This window comes from Paracoccus cavernae, assembly GCF_042430175.1.
Lineage (GTDB): Bacteria > Pseudomonadota > Alphaproteobacteria > Rhodobacterales > Rhodobacteraceae > Paracoccus > Paracoccus cavernae.
This window is the reverse complement of record NZ_JBHMDZ010000001.1, coordinates 293,782-310,128: the sequence shown is the minus strand read 5'-3', so window position 1 is coordinate 310,128 and position 16,347 is coordinate 293,782. Positions and strand designations below refer to the sequence as shown.

Here is a 16,347-nt window from a genome sequence, read left to right as displayed (position 1 = left end):
CTGTCCCTCGGCGGTAGAGAATTTCAGCCCAAGCGTTACCCTATGACGGCGGGGCTGTCACGCCCCCCAAAGCACCGCGCCGGACCCTGTTGTGCCCACAGGCCACACTTTTGCGGCTTGCGAGAGGTGATTGATGTGGCCGACAGCCTCGGCGAGGGCCAGCCCGTAATTGCCGGCATCGATCTTGCGCCGGTAGAGAATGTCGAAACATCCCGCGACGGTGCGCGGCTCTTGCTGCAGGGCCGCGACGATTCGCCTCAGCGCGGACTGGTGGTTCTCGATCAGCTGGCCGAGCCGGTCGGGCAGGCCGGTGAAGGGCATGTTGTGGCCCGGCAGCACGAGCTGGTCGTCATGCGCATGAACCCGCATCGCGGCGCAGCTGTCGATCCAGTCGCCGACCGTATCGGCGAGGGGCTCGGTCGGATAGACCCCGAGATTGGGCGAGATCGAGGGCAAAAGCTGGTCGCCCCCGATCACGAGGTGGTCGTCTTGCGACCACAGGGTGACATGTTCGGGGGCATGGCCGTTGCCCATGCGGGCCGTCCAGTTGCGCCCGCCCGCGCGGATCACCGCGCCTTCGCTGATGCGGGTGAAACCCGGCGGCAGGGGATGGCACATGTCGGCCATGTTGAAGGGTCGCTCGGCCTCGCGCTGCCGGTAGGTTTCGGCGTCCATGCCCGCCTTGCGCCAGAAGGCCAGAGCCTCGGGGGTGGGGCGTTCCTGCACGTCCAAAAGCTGCATCCGCGCCATGAGCCAGGCGGTGCGGCTGGTCCAGAGCGCAGCGCCTCTGGACTGGAACCATCCCGCAAGCCCGATATGGTCGGCGTGGTGGTGGGTGGCGATGATGCGGCCGACGGGCTTTGCGGCCAGCGGGCCCTCCAGCAGCTCCTGCCAATGGGCGCGGCTTTTGCGGCTGTCGAAACCCGTGTCGACCACGGTCCAGCTGTCGCCTTCGTCGAGGATATAGACATTGACGTGGTCAAGCTTCATCGGCAGCGGCATGCGCGCCCAGAAAATCCCCTCGGCCACGGGCAGAACCGCCCCGGGTAGGGGCGGCTCCGGGTAGGGATATTCGATCATCAGGCGAAATGGCCCGAGAAGGCGGCATCGCCAAGCTGGGCCAGATCGGCGAAACCGGCCTGCGCCTCGGCCAGATCGGCGGCGAAATGCGGCAGGACACGCGTGATGTAGATGCGCGCCAAAGTGACCTGATCGGCCCCGCCCGCCATTGCGGCGCGCAGATGGTAATGCGCGCCCAGAACGCGGGCAAAAGCCGCAAGGAAGGGGACGGCGCCGGCAAAACGGTCGGTCATCTCCTGGGCCAGCACCTCGTGGAGCGCCTCGCGCAGGGTCTCGGCGGCCTGCCAGACCTGATTGGCGAGCTCGGCATGGGCCGCCTGCGCGGCTTTGGCATTGTCGAGGATCTCGTCGAGCAGCACCACGGCAACCGCGCCGTCATCGGCCATTTTGCGGCCGACGAGGTCCATCGCCTGAATGCCGTTGGTGCCTTCGTAGATGGGCGTGATGCGGACATCGCGCAGATATTGCGCCGCGCCGGTTTCCTCGATGAAGCCCATGCCGCCGTGGATCTGGACACCCGCATCGGCGACGCGGCAGCCGACATCGGTGCCGTGCGCTTTGGCGATGGGCGTCAGGAACGCGCCGCGCGCGGCCCAATCGGCGCTGCCGGTGGCGCGTGCCAGATCAAGCGCCGTGCTGCAGGCCAGACAGATCGCGCGGGCGGCAAAGATCTCGGCGCGGCTGGTGGCGAGCATGCGGCGCACGTCGGGGTGGTTGATGATTGCGCCCATCTGGTTGCGCTCCGCGGCATAGGCCGCCGCCTGCTGAAGCGCGGCCTCGGCAATGCCGACGCCCTGTGCGCCGACTGCAAGGCGGGCGCTGTTCATCATGGTGAACATCGCCGCCATGCCTTTATGCTCGGTGCCGACCAGCCAGCCCTTGGCCCCCTCGAAGCTCATGACGCAGGTCGGGCTGCCGTGGATGCCGAGCTTGTGCTCGAGGCTCACGACGCGCAGGCTGTTGGCCTCGCCAAGGTTGCCATCGGCATCGGGCAGGTATTTCGGCACCATGAAAAGGCTGATGCCGCGCGTTCCCGCACCGCCGTCGGGCAAGCGTGCCAGCACCAGATGGCAGACGTTTTGCGTGACGTCGCTGTCGCCCCAGGTGATGAAGATCTTCTGGCCGGTGATGCGGTAGGTGCCGTCCTCGGCGCGCTCCGCCCGCGAGGTCAGCGCGCCGACATCGGAGCCGGCCTGCGGTTCGGTCAGGTTCATCGTGCCCGACCATTCGCCGGAATTGAGCTTGGGCAGGTAGAGCGCCTTGATCGCGTCGCTGGCGTGATGCTCGAGCGCATCGATTTGGCCCTGCGTCAAAAGCGAGTTGAGCTGAAGCGCGAGGCAACCCGCAGACAGCATCTCGTTCACGGCGATATTGAGCGTGATCGGCAAGCCCATCCCGCCGTATTCGGGATCCGAGGCCAGACCGATCCAGCCGCCCTCAGCCAAGGCCGTGAACCCTTCGCCATAACCGGGCGAGGAGCGCAGGACGCCGTTCTCGAGCCGCGCGGGCTGAAGGTCGCCACCGCGGTTCAGGGGGGCATAGACCTCGGCGGCGATGCGCCCGCCCTCGGTCAGGACGGCGTTCACGGTCTCTTCGGTGGCCTCGGAGAAAAGCTCGGTGCGGCCGACTTCGGCAAAGTCCACGACCTCGTTCAGAATGAAACGGATCTGTTCGACCGGGGACTGATATGCCATAGTAGCTCTCTTTCTCTGGGTCACCGCCCGAAATAGGGCGGTCTGGGGAGTGAATTAGCAAAGTTTATCCGCATTCTGCAGAGCAGCAACACAGACCCGACGTCAAGAATGGATACGCAAATTCTGTCCGCAGATGCCGCCGGCATCAAGACCGCATGTGACTGGCTCGCGCAGGGCATGCCCGTCGCAGTGCCGACCGAAACCGTCTATGGCCTTGCCGCCGACGCGCGCAACAGCAAAGCGGTGGCGCGCATCTACGAAGCCAAGGGTCGGCCCTCCTTCAATCCGCTGATCGTCCACCTGCCCGATCTGGCCGAAGTCGCGAAGATCGCGACGCTCGGGCCGCAGGCGCGCGCATTGGCCGAGGCGTTCTGGCCGGGTCCGCTGACGATGGTTCTGCCGTTGCGCGCGCAATCGGGGATCGCCTCGATCACCACGGCGGGGCTGGATACGGTCGGGATCCGCGTGCCATCCCATGCGGGGATGCAACGGCTGATGCGGGCCTTCGGCGGGCCGCTGGCCGCGCCTTCGGCCAATCCGTCGGGGCGTGTGAGCGCGACTTCGGCCCAGCATGTCGCCGATATCGAAAGCGGGCTTGGCGGCCGCATTCCCGCCGTGCTCGACGACGGGGCCTCGCCGGTCGGGGTCGAATCGACGATCATCGGCTGGAGCGACGACGGCCAGCCCGCGCTGTTGCGTCCGGGCGGTCTGCCTGCCGAGGCGATCGAGGCGCTTTTGGGTGTCCGGCTTTTGCATCCCGAGAGCAATCACGATGCGCCGACCTCTCCGGGGCAATTGCTGAGCCATTACGCGCCAAGTGTCGGGCTGCGGATGGAGGTGCGCGATCCCGCGCCCCACGAGACCTATCTGGCCTTCGGGCCGAGCGATCATTCCCATGCGCTCAATCTGAGCGAAAGCGGGGATCTGACCGAGGCGGCGGCGCAGCTCTTCGATCTTTTGCGCCGCGCCGATCTGTTGGGTCGCGCGATTGCGGTCGCGCCGATCCCCGAGACGGGTCTGGGTGCCGCGATCAACGACCGGCTGCGCCGCGCCGCCGCGCCCCGTTAGGGCGGGGCGGCTTCGGCCCGCGCCTCCGGTCGTCCTCGCCTTGGTCCGACGATCTCAGGCGTGGCCCGCAGAGGGCGAAAGCAGCAGCGGATCGACCCCCATGCCGCGCAGGGCCGCGACCCATTTCTTGTCGTTGTCGGTGCCGAAGATGATCTCGTCGCGCGGCGCGGTCGAGCGGTCGGAGGTCAGCCAGCCATTGGCCAGAATTTCGTTGTCGAGCTGCCCCGGCCCCCAGCCGGCATAGCCCAGTGCCAGCATTGCGGGGCGCGGACCGCGGCCCATCGCGAAATCTTCAAGAATGTCGCGCGTGGTGGTCATCGCCAGATCCTCGCCGATCCGCATCGAGCCCTCGGCCGCGCTTTCGCCCTGCGCGACATGGTGGAGCACGAAGCCGCGGCCGGGCTCTACGGGACCGCCGAAACGCACCGGAATCTCGGTGGTGTCGAAATCGGTATCGATGCCGAGTTGGTTCAGCAATTGCCCGAAATCCACCTCGGGCAGGGCGCGGTTGACCACCAGCCCCATCGCCCCGTCATCGGAATGGGCACAGACCAGAATCACCGTGCGCTCGAAGCGGTGATCCTGCATGCCGGGCATAGCGATCAGGAATTTGCCCGTAAGGTTGCTGGACGGCTCCATGCTGCTCTCCTTTTTCTTCCCTTGAAGATCGACACTTTCACGAAGTTCCGCAAGGGATTGGCGAATTTTTGATTTCCCGCGAGCCGGAGAAGGGGGGTAGGAGGGGGTATGAAAAATCTTGTCCCCCTGTTTGCGATCTGCACCCTTGCCCTGCCTGCCTTCGCGCATGGCGAAACCCCGTTGCCGAGCGGCCTTTCCGCCGTCTCGGGGGCAATGTCCGGCAGCGCGGCCCCCTCAACCGAGCCCCCCTCACCCGAGACCCCGTCACCTGCGGCGCGCTTTTCGCTGGGCATCGGGGCCGAGCATCAGCCTGCGCTGGCCGGTGCCCTGCCGCCCGGTGTGGTGTCGGCGCGGTTGCTGGCGGGGTGGGAGCTGCCGAACGGCAGCCGGATGACGGCGCTCGATCTCGAATTGCAGCCCGGCTGGAAGACCTATTGGCGCAATCCCGGCGACGGCGGCATTCCGGCCGATTTCGACTGGGAGGGCTCGGAAAACCTTGAGGCGGTCCAGATCCATTGGCCCATGCCCGAGGTGATCGATTCCGGCGGGTTGCGCAGTCTGGGCTATCACGAGCGGCTGGTCCTGCCGCTGGAAATCACGCCACATGATCCCGATGCGCCGATCGCGGTGAATTTGCGCATGGATCTGGGCCTGTGCGAGACGATCTGCGTGCCCGGCCATCTGGTCCTGAGCGCGCCGCCGATCGGACAGGAGCCCGATCCGCTGATCGAGGCCGCGCTGGCTGCCGCGCCGCTCCCGGAAGGCGCGATCGGCGAATGCCGCGTCGACGAGATCCGCGACGGTTTGCGCCTGAGCGCGCAGGTGCCGGTCGCAAGCGAGCAGGAGGCCAGCGCCGCCGCTCTGGAATTCGACGGCGGCGGGGACAGCGGGGGGATCTGGGTCTCGGAGCCGGTCGTCCAGGTCGAGGGAGGCCGCCTGACCGCCTCGGCCGATTTCATCGACGAAAGCGGCAAGCCCTTCGCGCTGGACATGTCGCGCGTGCGGCTGACCCTGATCGGGACCAGCGAGGCATGGGAATTCGAGGGCTGTCCCTGACCGGCGGCAGGGGAGGTCCGGCGGGGCGCGGGTCCGAAGGGCGCGCGGGTTATGCCCCCGCTTTCGCCGCCATCCGCGCCTGAAGGGACAGAAGATCCGCCCAAGCCTCGCGCTTGGCCAGGGGCGTGCGCAGCAAATAGGCGGGATGGGTCATCGGCAGGGCGGGCTTGCCGAAGGCGGTTTGCCATTGGCCCCGCAGCCGCATGATGCCGGGGACCGCGCCGTCGCCCTGATCCAGAGCCGCCTGACTGGGCGTATTGCCCATCAGCACGATGAAATCGGGATCGACCAGCTCGACATGACGCTCGAGGAAGGGGCGCATCATGGCGATTTCCTCGGGCTGGGGCGTGCGGTTGCCGGTCGGATGCCACGGCAGCACATTGGTGATATAGATCGATTTTTCCGCATCGGGCGCGCTGCGCGTCAGCCCGATCGCTGCAAACATCTGGTCAAGCAGCTGGCCCGCGCGCCCGACAAAGGGTGTGCCCGCCAGATCTTCTTCATGGCCGGGCGCCTCGCCGATCACCATGACCCGTGCCTTGGGATTGCCGTCCGCAAAGCAGAAATTGCGCGCGCCCTTTTTCAGATCCATCCCGTCGAAGGCCTGCAATGCCTCGGAAAGATCGGCGAGCGATTGCGCGCCATGCGCGGCGCGGGCGGCGATTTCGGTGTAATCGGGGCCGGAGGGCGCGGCCGCAGGGCGCGGCGCGGTCGAGGTTGCGCCGGGAAAGCCGCCGGCCGCGCCGATATTGGCCTTGTTGGCCTTTTGCGCCTCGGCCAGCATCTGCGCGCGTGCGGCCTGTTCGGCGGCGCGGTTGGCGGCCTCGGCAATCGCTTCTTCGCAGCGGTCGATGGGATCGTCGAGACATGCCTCGTCCGCGCCCATCTCCGCTTGCCATTGCAGCAGAGCCAGCGCCGTTTCCGCGTCGAGCGCGAATCCCCGATAGCTAAGGTCGTTCATTCCCGCAAGCTAAGGCCGCGCAGGGTTGCGGGCAAGGCCGCGCGTTGCCCGAGGGCGGACATCGGGCGCTATTGCGACTGGGTCAAAGGCGTGGTGCCGCCGCCCATGCCCACCAGCTTTTCAATCAACGGCTTGGCTTTGGGGCCGACCCTGTCGCAGGCCTCGGGATCGTCGAGCAGCTTGAAGGCCGGCCCGTAATAGTTGCGGTCATAGGCCGAGGGATCAAGCTGCAGCCGGTCGGCCAGCCGGTCTCCGGTGCCGGTCAGTAGCGTCCATTCGCCGTTCGAGATCTCGTAGCCCGGACAATTGGCGGTGATGACATTGACCTCGGCCAGATCGGCGATCAGGGCTTTGGCCTCGTCTTCCGAGAGGCCCGCGACATCGGGCAGTTTCACGGTCATGCCGCCATCGGCTGCGGCCAGTCCTGCAATCACGCTTATGGCGAATGCGCCTGTTGCGACCCTCCAGCTTTGCATTCCGGGGCTCCTTCAATTTCGGCTGTGGCCCCCAAACGGCCTCATGGGCGGCACGGAAGCAACCAAAATAGCCGTGAGAAGGAGTGAGCGAGAAGTGAGCGGGCGCGCGTCAGGTCCCGATTTCCGTACCGGAATCATCGGCTTGTCGGGGTCTGCCTGCCGGCGGGCGCGCTTTGCCGCGTGACCCCCGTGCATGGCGCATATGCGAATTTGCGGCAGAAGGTGCGCGACCAATTGAACAAATGGGTGCGGCATGTCACCAAGCGCGAACATAATGATTTATTGAAAGAGGGATTAATCATGCGGGAATTCTTCATCCTCTGGATGGAACGCGCGGTGAACGTGATCATCGTATTGGGTGCGGTTGCGGTGCTTGCCGGTGCGGTCGTCATGCTGTTTGCGCCTCAGGGCGGGCTGCTTGCCGCGATAGGCGTGCTGCTCTTCGGCGCGCTCTATCTCGTGCTGCTGGGCGGTTCGATCTATCTCGGCCTCGGCATCTACAACAACACGCGGCGCACCGCGGAAGCGGTCGAGCAGCTGGCGCGCCGCTGATCCCCGCCCTTTTGCATCATGCGTGAAGCCCCGCCGCTTTGGGCGGGGTTTGACCCGATATGCCTGCCGCCCGCGCAGCTCTGCGGCCCCGTCGGGATGCAGGAAAAGCGCGGTTTCCTTTCCGATTTGAGAGCATGGTATGCCAGATAGGGGGCTCCACTTGACGATGCCGGATCGCGGCGATACGCGGGTTGCGACATATGCATGCGGAGGAAAATTGCGATGACGACCTATTCCTTGCTGATCCTGCCGGGCGACGGTATTGGCCCCGAGGTCATGACCGAGGTCCGCAAAGTCATCGGCTGGTTCGAGGCCAACAAGGGCCTGAAATTCGACGTCAGCGAAGATCTGGTCGGCGGTGCGGCCTATGACGTCCACGGCATCCCGCTGTCGGATGCGACCATGCAGAAGGCGCAAGAAGTCGATGCCGTCCTTCTCGGCGCGGTCGGCGGCCCGAAATACGACAATCTCGATTTCAGCGTGAAGCCCGAGCGCGGCCTGCTGCGTCTGCGCAAAGAGATGGACCTGTTCGCCAACCTGCGCCCCGCGCAGTGCTTTGACGCTTTGGCCGATTTCAGCTCGCTCAAGCGCGATGTGGTCGCGGGCCTTGATATCCTGATCGTGCGCGAGCTGACCTCGGGCGTTTACTTCGGCCAGCCGCGCGGCATTTCCGAAGACAACACCCCCGGCAACGAAGGTGGCCGCGTCGGCGTCAACACCCAGCGCTACACCAGCGGCGAGATCCGCCGCGTCGCGCGCGCCGCGTTCGAGCTGGCCCGCAAGCGCAACAACCGCGTCTGCTCGATGGAAAAAGCCAACGTTATGGAATCGGGCATTCTGTGGCGCGAGGAAGTCCAGTGGGTCCACGACAATGAATATGCCGATGTCGAGCTGACCCATATGTATGCCGATAACGGCGCGATGCAGCTGGTGCGCAACCCGCGCCAGTTCGACGTGATCGTGACCGACAACCTCTTCGGCGACATCCTGTCGGATGCGGCGGCGATGCTGACCGGCTCGCTCGGGATGCTGCCCTCGGCCAGCCTTGGCGCGCCGATGGCGAACGGCCGTCCGAAAGCCATGTACGAGCCCGTCCACGGTTCGGCTCCCGATATCGCGGGGCAGGGCAAGGCGAACCCGATCGCCTGTATCCTCAGCTTCGCGATGGCTCTGCGCTATTCCTACAACGAGGGCGACAATGCCGCCCTTTTGGAAAGCGCGATCGAGAAAGTGCTCGCCGACGGCGTGCGCACCGGCGACCTGATGGGCCCCGAAGGCGGCGTGCCGGTTTCGACCTCGGGCATGGGCGATGCGATCGTCGCGGCCCTCGCGGCGCTGAAATAAGCCATGCGGCAGGGCGGCAACCTTCGCGGAGCGTTGGTCGCCCTGGCCTCCATGGGCATTTATGCGACCCATGACGTGATCATCAAAATTCTGGGGGCGGATTATCCCGCCCTTCAGATCCTCTTCTTCTCCTCGCTTTTGTCCTTCCCCTTCATCGCCGCGCTTTTGCTGCGCGATCCGACGCACGGGACATTGAGACCCGCCAATCCGTTCTGGGTCGGCTTCCGCTCCGCCGCGATCGTGATCTCGGGCATGTGCGGCTTTTACGCCTTTTCCGTACTGCCGCTGGCGCAGGTCTATGCGATCCTCTTTGCCGCGCCTTTGTTCATCACCGTGCTCTCGATCCCCTTTCTGGGCGAAAAGGTCGGGCGGCATCGCTGGCTGGCCGTTCTGGTCGGGCTGGCGGGCGTGCTTGTCGTCCTGCGCCCCGGCCAGACCGAGCTCGCGCTTGGCCATCTCGCCGCGCTTGGCGGTGCGGTCTGTAGCGCGCTTGCGGCGATCTCCGTGCGCAAACTGGGCCGGTCCGAGCGCACGGTCATCCTGATCCTCTGGCCGATGCTGGGGAATTTCGTGCTGACGGGGGCCTCTCTGGGGCTCGACTACCAGCCGATGGCGCTGGGTGATCTGGCGTTGGCGGGGGTGATCGCCGTGCTGGGCCTTCTGGGCGGTTTTTTGTTGATCGTCGCCTATCAGACCGGCGAAGCGGCGGTCGTTGCACCGATGCAGTATTCCCAGATGCTTTGGGCCACCGCCTATGGCTGGTTTCTCTTTGGCGAAAAGCTGGATCTGGCGATGGGACTGGGTTCGGCTCTGATCATCGGCTCGGGACTTTACATTCTCGCACGCGAACGGCGCGGCCCTTCGGTCAACCAACCCGCCTCCGAGGCGCGTCTGCGTGCCGAAAGCGTGACGGCGCCGCGCTCGATCCTCTTGCGGCGCCTGCTGCGCGGCAAGGGCTGAAGACCGCGACGGCGGTCCCGGCCTCGATCAAGATCCAGCCAATGAAAATGCCCCCCACCGGCAAACCAATGGGGGGCGATCCTTTGAGTCATCGAGGACCGGCGATAAACAACCGGTCATATCGTTTCTGCTTCCTTGTCCGCGCGGATGGCGCAGCGGGCAAGATCTTACGCTTGATATCGGGCCGAAGCGCGCACCTGTCCAAAGCGTAACAGCCAGACACCGTAGATTTGGTTTGAACCTCCGGTCGGGAATGTTCCGGAGCTTCGAAATCTTGCAAAATTACTTAACGTGTGCCGAACCAGTTCCGGAACCAGATGCTCCGGCGGATCGGAAAAAATTCCTCACGCGCCGGCACATCCGAACCCGAAGGGCAAAGCCCTTACTCATTAACCCAAAGGAACAACCGCCGCCCGTCCCCAGGTAAAAGCCGGACGGTAGTTGGTAACATCTTGTTAACGGGTTATTTCACAAATGTTCTCATCGGTAAATTCGCAGCATTGCCTAGGCAGTTTTACCTATGCCCTGCGCTCAATCCGCCACATCCCTGCGGCAGAGCTGCAACAGCCCGTGCGATCTCACAGAAATTGCTGTGTCTTCCGCCCCAAGCTGTGTAAGGAGGCGTCGCAATCAACTGCCCCTTAAGAATGATGTCGTATCGTTGCGCCGGCGCATGCCGTGTGTCGCAACCGGAGAACGAACAGGATGAAGAAGTCGCTCGGCGTACTCCTGGCCTTCGGCCTTGCCGGACTGCAATTCGTTGCGGTTCTGGCGGTCGTGTTCTCGTCCTATGTCACCTCCGAACGTGCCTTGATCGAACATGCGCGCGACCTTTTGCGCGATGTCGGCATCAATACGATCGAGCATTCCAAAGGCTTCCTGAGCCCCGCGCAGGGCGCGGCGGAGCTGGCGGCGCGGCTCGCGCAGAACGAGGTCATCTCGAGCGACGATTCACAGCTGCTTGAAAAGCTTCTGTTCCAGCAGCTCCAGATCACGCCGCAATTCGCCGGCGTCTATTACGGCAACGAGGCCGGCAATTTCGTCATGGTGATGCGCAACATCGACGGCATCGCGAAGTTCCGCACCAAGATCATCACCAACGACGGTCTGGGCCGCACCACCGAGCTGATCTGGCGCAACGACGATTTCTCGGTCGCCAAACATGTCTTCGATCCCGCCGACAGCTACGATCCGCGCAACCGGCCGTGGTATCTCAAGGCCAAGGCCGAGCTGACGACGATCTGGACCGACCCCTATATCTTCTACTCCTCGAAGCAGCCGGGAATCACGCTTTCGGCGCCTGTCGCCAGCGGCGCCGACGGCTTTCGCGGCGCGGTCGGGGTGGATATCGAGATCAGCATGATCTCGGATTTCCTGTCGCGCCTCAATATCGGGGCGAACGGCAAGGCGCTGATCATCCACAGCAACGGCGACGTGATCGCGCACCCCAATGCCGCGCTGATCAAGACCCAAAGCGACGACGGCACCTTGCGCTTTGCCAATATCCGCGAGATCGACGATCCGATCGCGCGCGTGGCCTTTGGCGAGCTCGGCTACGAGGGCAAAGAGCGGATCACCAAGGAAACCCCTTCGGACTTCATCCATGCCGGTTCGCGCTATGTCTCGACCGTGATGCCGGTCATCAGCGAGCAGTTGCCCTGGACGATCGCAGTCTACGCCCCCGAGGATGACTTCACCGCGGTGATCAAGCGCAACCGCACCATGAACATCTGGCTGGCGGCTTTGGTGGCAATGGCGACCGGCGCGGTCGGGCTGGCTTTGGCCGATTACATCTACCGCCCCGTGCGCGCCTTTGCCGTGCGGACCGCGCTGGTCTCTCAGGGCGAACTTGATCCCGACGAGCCTCTGCCCAAAACCTATAAAGAGCTCGAAAGGGCCAATGCCGCGCTGGTCCAGCAGATCGTCGCTCGCCGCGAGGCCGAACACGAATACGGCCAGACCTTCAACATGGCCTCGCGCGGCATGGCCCAGACCTCGGCCGATACCGGCCTGATCATCCGCGCCAATGCCCGTTTCCGCGAGATCGCGGGCTATGACGCGGCGGATCTCGAGGGCAAGACCTTTGCGGATCTGCTCTGCCCCGAAGATGTGGCGCTGTGGCACAAGACCAGCGCGCCCGATTCCAGCGATTTCGGGCGCGTGCAGGAGCTGCGTCTGGTGCGCAAGGACGGGGTGATTCTCTGGATCAACGTCAACGCCTTCGTCATCCGCGATTCCCGCGGCAAGCCGCTCCATGCGGTGCTGACGGTCGACGACATCACCCAAAGCAAAAGCAGCGAAAGCCAGATCGAGCGTCTCAACAAGGACCTTTCGCATCTCGCGCGCGGCAATACGATGGGCCAGATGGCGGCGGGGCTTGCCCACGAGCTGAACCAGCCGCTGACCGCCATTGCCCAGAATGCCGATACCGCGCTTCTGGTGCTGGACCAGAACGCCCAGGACGACCGCGAATTGCGCGACATTCTGGCCGAGATCGAGCAGCAATCCCTGCGCGCCGGCGGGATCATCCGCGCCCTGCGCAGCTTTATCAAAAAGGACGAAGGCGCGCGTGTCGCCTTTGATTTCCCCGTGCTCCTGTCGCAGACCCTCCAGCTCTTGCAGGCCGAGGCGACCGATGCCCGCGTGACCATCGAAACCGAGATCGCGGGCGAGATTCCGAAGGTTCTGGGCAACCGCGTCCAGATCGCGCAGGTCATCGTCAATCTCTTGCGCAATGCCATCGAGGCGATTGCCGGTGCCGAGGCCGAAGAGCGCGATATCCGCATCCTCGTCCGTCGCGAGGGCGACAAGCTGCGCGTCTCGGTCGAGGATACCGGCCCGGGCGTCGATCCTTCGATCAACCTCTTTTCGCAATTCGAGACAACCAAACCGGCGGGCATGGGTCTCGGCCTTTCGATCTGCCGTTCGATCATCGAGGCCAATGGCGGCGAGCTCGGGAACGAGCCTCCGCAGGGCCGCGGCGCGGTCTTTTGGTTCACCCTTCCTGTTTACCAGTTTGCATGAGGTGGGGAACAAGATGACGTTTCGCGCACTTATTTGCGACAGCTTCGTTCCTGCGCACCGATGCAACCCGTGACCGTGACCTGCCAAATTGTTGAAGCAAGCCTGATGCCCAATTCACCGACAGATCCCTCCCTGACCGTTTTCGTGGTCGATGATGATGCCGATATCCGCACATCGCTCGTCCGCGGATTGAGCAAGAGGGGATATCTCGTCGAGGCATACGAATCCGCTACCGCCTTCCTCGCGGCCTATAGCGCCGAAAGGCTGGGGTGTCTGGTTCTGGATTACGGCATGCCGGATATGAACGGGCTCGAGCTCCAGCGCCATCTCAACGCCGAGAACCTTCCGATCCCGATCATCTTCATCACCGGCCACGGCGGGGTGCGGGAATCGGTGCAGGCGATCAAGGGCGGCGCGATCGACTTTCTCGAAAAGCCCTTCCGCCAGGCCGATCTGATCGAGCGGATCGAGATCGCCTTTGAAATGGCGCGGGCCCGCAATTCGCTCGATGCGCGATCCCAGCAGCAGCGCGCGCGTTTCGACCGTCTGACCGCGCGCGAACAAGAAATCGTCAACCGCATCATCGCGGCCCCCTCGGCCAGCTCCAGCAAGGAAATCGCGGCCTTTCTGGGGATCAGCCACCGCACGGTCGACCACCACCGCGCGCGCATCCTCGAAAAGCTCGGGGTCAAATCTCTGGCCGAACTGATCGCTCTCGCCAACGGCTGAGGGCGGGAGGAGAGACTCAGCCGCAGGCCGCGTGCATCGGCGGGCGGGCGGAAGGGAAGCGGCGTCAAGGTCACGCGGCGAGCGGTTGTCGTGGGGGCACGCAGGCTTGGCGGCTCTGGTTCCCCGCCTTACGCAGGATCCACACACTGCCGCAGCCTTTGCGGGAACACCTTGCCAAGGGAGGCCATCGTCGTGGTTGCGCCTGGGTTGCAAAGAATTTCCGCATCATCCCGAAGATTACCAAGTTTCACCACTTTTCCCCCTTGCATTCCCCCCCTCGCAAGCGGTATCTGCCCCTCACGGTCGGAGCGTAGCGCAGCCTGGTAGCGCACCTGCTTCGGGAGCAGGGGGTCGGAGGTTCGAATCCTCTCGCTCCGACCAATTTCCCGATGTGGCGTTTCAGAGAGTCTTGCCTTTTGTGTCAAAAGGCGACCCTCTGGTGAGGTCAAGAGCTTCGCGGCTGAGTTCGCCTGCCCGGCCCGCTTGCATGCAACTTTGCCGTGTAACCCCAGAGCCGATCGTCGGTCACGACCCATAGCCGACGTTCGCCTAGCTGGCCGCGCTGCGGCGCAGCTCCCCCTTTCCGGACATTCACCAGGCTGGCCATCGGTGCTCGCGTTTCCCAAGCAAGTCATCCGTAGCTTTGTGCTGCGATATAACCGAGCTGTTACCTCGGAACCCCGAGATGAATGTCTCAGAACAGCTGGGCGACAAGGCGGCTCAGCTATAGAATCTTCTGAAAATCCATAACATTACTGTTGCAACAAGGCCCTATATGCCTCGGAGTTTAGAGAAGCGTGCATGGGCCCTTGCCTCAAACAGCATTTCTCCCATTAATCGCACAGTTAGAGCAAAGGAGCATGGGGTTTACGCTTGACGATCTTAAGTGTTAGCGCATCGGAATATCTCGGAAGGACTGAGACCGGCAGGTCGCATCCGATGAAATGCATGTGCGAATGCGAAGACGGAAGCGAGAAGGAGGTCTATGTCAAATACAAGGACTTTCACGAAGACCTCGTCTTCGACCACCTTGTGGGCGAACTGGTCGCAAATCAGTTCGCACTAGATCTGGGCCTACCCGCAGCCACGCCTTGTCTCGTGTGCGTCGATCAAGATTTTCTGGCTGCTCTTCCACGTGACGAGGAGGGCGACGCACTCCGAGCAGCGTTCGACGCAATCGGCGGCATCGCGTTCGGCTCAGTAGCCTTTAGCGCGAACAGAAGATGGGCCCCCACCAACATCGTCCATAGGGGGCAGCTTCGCCAAGCGACCCAGCTCTACCTGTTCGATACCATCGTTGAGAACTCGGACAGGGGCGTTGGGAATACGAACCTTCTAGCCTTGGGCCACGATTTCAAGGTGATAGACTTCGGACACAGCTTTCAGCGCTGCCACGGTGGTTCGGACTACAATGCTGGGGCATTCCCCTGGCAGCATGGAGGTATCTTCAACCACTTCCCCGGAAACATGCAGCACGTGCTGCTGAGTGGCCTTAAAGATGTGACCGAGGAGATGATAGACGACTTCACGACGAACCTGTCAGGGCTGTCAGACAACGTTATCGAGGACTATGTTACCATAGTGCCTCCTGCGTGGGGGGATGAATGCGCGTGCAAGATCGTGGACTATCTGTTAGACGCGCGCGACAACGCGGATGGATTCTCAACTCGAGCGAAGGAGGTGCTACTGTGAAACGTAATTTCAAGTTCGACTACTGCCTCCTGCAGTACGAACATAACCCGTGGCTTAAGGAACGCCTCAATATCGGCGTGCTACTGTATAGCGAAGCAGCTAACTTTCTTCAGCTTGAAACTCGAAGCTGGGACGGTCGCATCCTGCAGTCCTACCCAAATATTGAAAAGGCGTCTTTCACAGAAGACCTTAATCAGATTGCGCGGAGCATTAAGATATTTCTGCGCACAGATTTCAAGCAGCCAAGTCTGCTCCCAAGCCTCAAGTCACTACCTTCAATCGATCAGAGCGAATATGGCGCATTGCGGATAGCTCAACTGCTGTCTCCCGATATGGATACTAGCTACCGATGGGAGGCTGGTGGAGTTGGAGTTTGCAGTTCGCCCTCAGAGAAGCTTGATCAGCTTTTCCATCGTTTCGTCACTTCTTATGACAAGCCTAGGAATGATACGAATCGCAGTGATAGCCAAGTCTGGTCAACTTTCAGCTCCAAATTATCAGAGCGCAAGTTGGATCGATTTATTGAAGTGGACAAGACCGTTACCACAGATCTAGGTCCTGTAAAGTTTCACGCGGGATATAGGAACGGAGCACTTCACGTTATTCAGCCCCTTTCCTTTGACCTTAAAGATGAGGAACAAATTGGATCAAAGGCTGCTAGGTGGGCAGGTTACGCACAAGCGGTGAAGAGCTACAGCCAAGGCAGCGTGCAATCTCATTTTGTACTTGGGCATCCCCGCAAACCTAATCTTGAAGATTCGTTCGATAGGGCGAAGAAATATTTGGAGAAGATCACCGGGGCCAGAAACGTTGTAACTGAAGAGAATTCGAGCGACTTTGCCGATATTATTGAAGGTCAGATGCAGGGGCACTGACCCATCTCACTGCAAGTCTTGCGCTTCATTGCCAAGCCATGCTCAGGATCCTCCCTGCCAAGAATCTTGCGAACGAAGGTCCGTTTCTGCGCGTGATAAAGACTGCCCATTTAGGTCCCGTCCCACCGTGCAGCTGCTTGGCGTGATGCTGCGGCGGGCACGGAGGTCAGCCTGGAAAACGTCTCTACCATTTCAGG

Annotated in this window: 14 protein-coding genes and 1 tRNA gene; 10 read left to right on the top strand and 5 right to left on the bottom strand. The window is 62.8% G+C overall.

The features are described 5' to 3' along the window. Positions 1-57: 57 nt before the first annotated feature. Together ACFFUC_RS01550 and ACFFUC_RS01545 are read right to left on the bottom strand one after the other, a co-directional pair. Complete coding sequence (locus tag ACFFUC_RS01550) at positions 58-1,080, bottom strand: MBL fold metallo-hydrolase (protein WP_377682869.1); 1,023 nt, start codon at positions 1,078-1,080, stop codon at positions 58-60. Continuing rightward, on the bottom strand, positions 1,080-2,774 hold the full coding sequence (locus tag ACFFUC_RS01545) for an acyl-CoA dehydrogenase (protein WP_377682867.1): 1,695 nt from the start codon (positions 2,772-2,774) through the stop codon (positions 1,080-1,082). Before ACFFUC_RS01545 ends, ACFFUC_RS01550 begins: the two co-directional genes overlap by 1 nt. 108 nt (positions 2,775-2,882) lie before the next feature. Between ACFFUC_RS01545 and ACFFUC_RS01540 the strand changes: the two genes are divergently transcribed. Next, positions 2,883-3,842, top strand: coding sequence for an L-threonylcarbamoyladenylate synthase (locus tag ACFFUC_RS01540; RefSeq protein ID WP_377682865.1), 960 nt, complete (start codon positions 2,883-2,885; stop codon positions 3,840-3,842). A 54-nt stretch (positions 3,843-3,896) separates the two neighbouring features. Here ACFFUC_RS01540 and ACFFUC_RS01535 read toward each other — a convergent pair whose 3' ends face one another. Continuing rightward, positions 3,897-4,481: a YqgE/AlgH family protein gene (locus ACFFUC_RS01535; RefSeq protein WP_377682863.1), complete on the bottom strand. Its 585-nt coding sequence runs from the start codon at positions 4,479-4,481 to the stop codon at positions 3,897-3,899. Between the two features lie 108 nt (positions 4,482-4,589). Between ACFFUC_RS01535 and ACFFUC_RS01530 the strand changes: the two genes are divergently transcribed. Further along, positions 4,590-5,537: a protein-disulfide reductase DsbD domain-containing protein gene (locus tag ACFFUC_RS01530; protein ID WP_377682862.1), complete on the top strand. Its 948-nt coding sequence runs from the start codon at positions 4,590-4,592 to the stop codon at positions 5,535-5,537. 49 nt (positions 5,538-5,586) lie between these two features. Here the strand turns inward: ACFFUC_RS01530 and ACFFUC_RS01525 are convergent, their stop codons facing one another. Further along, on the bottom strand, positions 5,587-6,498 hold the full coding sequence (locus ACFFUC_RS01525) for a uracil-DNA glycosylase (protein WP_377682860.1): 912 nt from the start codon (positions 6,496-6,498) through the stop codon (positions 5,587-5,589). A gap of 68 nt (positions 6,499-6,566) precedes the next feature. Further along, positions 6,567-6,974: a hypothetical protein gene (locus ACFFUC_RS01520; RefSeq protein WP_377682858.1), complete on the bottom strand. Its 408-nt coding sequence runs from the start codon at positions 6,972-6,974 to the stop codon at positions 6,567-6,569. Between the two features lie 300 nt (positions 6,975-7,274). On the opposite strand from ACFFUC_RS01520, the gene ACFFUC_RS01515 reads away from it, so the two are divergent. From ACFFUC_RS01515 to ACFFUC_RS01480, 8 genes are all read left to right on the top strand, one after another. After that, positions 7,275-7,526 carry a hypothetical protein gene (locus ACFFUC_RS01515; RefSeq protein ID WP_377682856.1) on the top strand — a complete coding sequence of 84 codons (252 nt, stop codon included), beginning with the start codon at positions 7,275-7,277 and terminating at the stop codon, positions 7,524-7,526. A gap of 222 nt (positions 7,527-7,748) precedes the next feature. Continuing rightward, a complete protein-coding gene (leuB, locus tag ACFFUC_RS01510) occupies positions 7,749-8,870 on the top strand; it encodes a 3-isopropylmalate dehydrogenase (RefSeq protein ID WP_377682855.1) in 1,122 nt (373 codons plus the stop codon). A gap of 3 nt (positions 8,871-8,873) precedes the next feature. Next, complete coding sequence (locus tag ACFFUC_RS01505) at positions 8,874-9,830, top strand: DMT family transporter (RefSeq protein WP_377682853.1); 957 nt, start codon at positions 8,874-8,876, stop codon at positions 9,828-9,830. 705 nt (positions 9,831-10,535) lie between these two features. Then, positions 10,536-12,854, top strand: a complete 2,319-nt coding sequence (locus ACFFUC_RS01500) for an ATP-binding protein (RefSeq protein WP_377682851.1) — start codon at positions 10,536-10,538, stop codon at positions 12,852-12,854. 105 nt (positions 12,855-12,959) lie between these two features. Continuing rightward, on the top strand, positions 12,960-13,583 hold the full coding sequence (locus tag ACFFUC_RS01495) for a response regulator transcription factor (RefSeq protein WP_377682849.1): 624 nt from the start codon (positions 12,960-12,962) through the stop codon (positions 13,581-13,583). A gap of 304 nt (positions 13,584-13,887) precedes the next feature. Next, a tRNA-Pro gene (locus tag ACFFUC_RS01490) sits at positions 13,888-13,964 on the top strand. Between the two features lie 492 nt (positions 13,965-14,456). Beyond that, a complete protein-coding gene (locus ACFFUC_RS01485; RefSeq protein ID WP_377682848.1) occupies positions 14,457-15,275 on the top strand; it encodes a HipA family kinase in 819 nt (272 codons plus the stop codon). Next, positions 15,272-16,150 carry a DUF3037 domain-containing protein gene (locus tag ACFFUC_RS01480; RefSeq protein ID WP_377682846.1) on the top strand — a complete coding sequence of 293 codons (879 nt, stop codon included), beginning with the start codon at positions 15,272-15,274 and terminating at the stop codon, positions 16,148-16,150. The genes ACFFUC_RS01485 and ACFFUC_RS01480 overlap by 4 nt, the downstream gene beginning before the upstream one ends. Positions 16,151-16,347: the final 197 nt, after the last annotated feature.

Bases quoted from the DNA above. Each gene is read 5' to 3' on its own strand.
- ACFFUC_RS01550 (WP_377682869.1), bottom strand. From the start codon at position 1,080: ATGATCGAATATCCCTACCCGGAGCCGCCCCTACCCGGGGCGGTTCTG.
- ACFFUC_RS01545 (WP_377682867.1), bottom strand. From the start codon at position 2,774: ATGGCATATCAGTCCCCGGTCGAACAGATCCGTTTCATTCTGAACGAG.
- ACFFUC_RS01540 (WP_377682865.1), top strand. From the start codon at position 2,883: ATGGATACGCAAATTCTGTCCGCAGATGCCGCCGGCATCAAGACCGCA.
- ACFFUC_RS01535 (WP_377682863.1), bottom strand. From the start codon at position 4,481: ATGGAGCCGTCCAGCAACCTTACGGGCAAATTCCTGATCGCTATGCCC.
- ACFFUC_RS01530 (WP_377682862.1), top strand. From the start codon at position 4,590: ATGAAAAATCTTGTCCCCCTGTTTGCGATCTGCACCCTTGCCCTGCCT.
- ACFFUC_RS01525 (WP_377682860.1), bottom strand. From the start codon at position 6,498: ATGAACGACCTTAGCTATCGGGGATTCGCGCTCGACGCGGAAACGGCG.
- ACFFUC_RS01520 (WP_377682858.1), bottom strand. From the start codon at position 6,974: ATGCAAAGCTGGAGGGTCGCAACAGGCGCATTCGCCATAAGCGTGATT.
- ACFFUC_RS01515 (WP_377682856.1), top strand. From the start codon at position 7,275: ATGCGGGAATTCTTCATCCTCTGGATGGAACGCGCGGTGAACGTGATC.
- leuB (WP_377682855.1), top strand. From the start codon at position 7,749: ATGACGACCTATTCCTTGCTGATCCTGCCGGGCGACGGTATTGGCCCC.
- ACFFUC_RS01505 (WP_377682853.1), top strand. From the start codon at position 8,874: ATGCGGCAGGGCGGCAACCTTCGCGGAGCGTTGGTCGCCCTGGCCTCC.
- ACFFUC_RS01500 (WP_377682851.1), top strand. From the start codon at position 10,536: ATGAAGAAGTCGCTCGGCGTACTCCTGGCCTTCGGCCTTGCCGGACTG.
- ACFFUC_RS01495 (WP_377682849.1), top strand. From the start codon at position 12,960: ATGCCCAATTCACCGACAGATCCCTCCCTGACCGTTTTCGTGGTCGAT.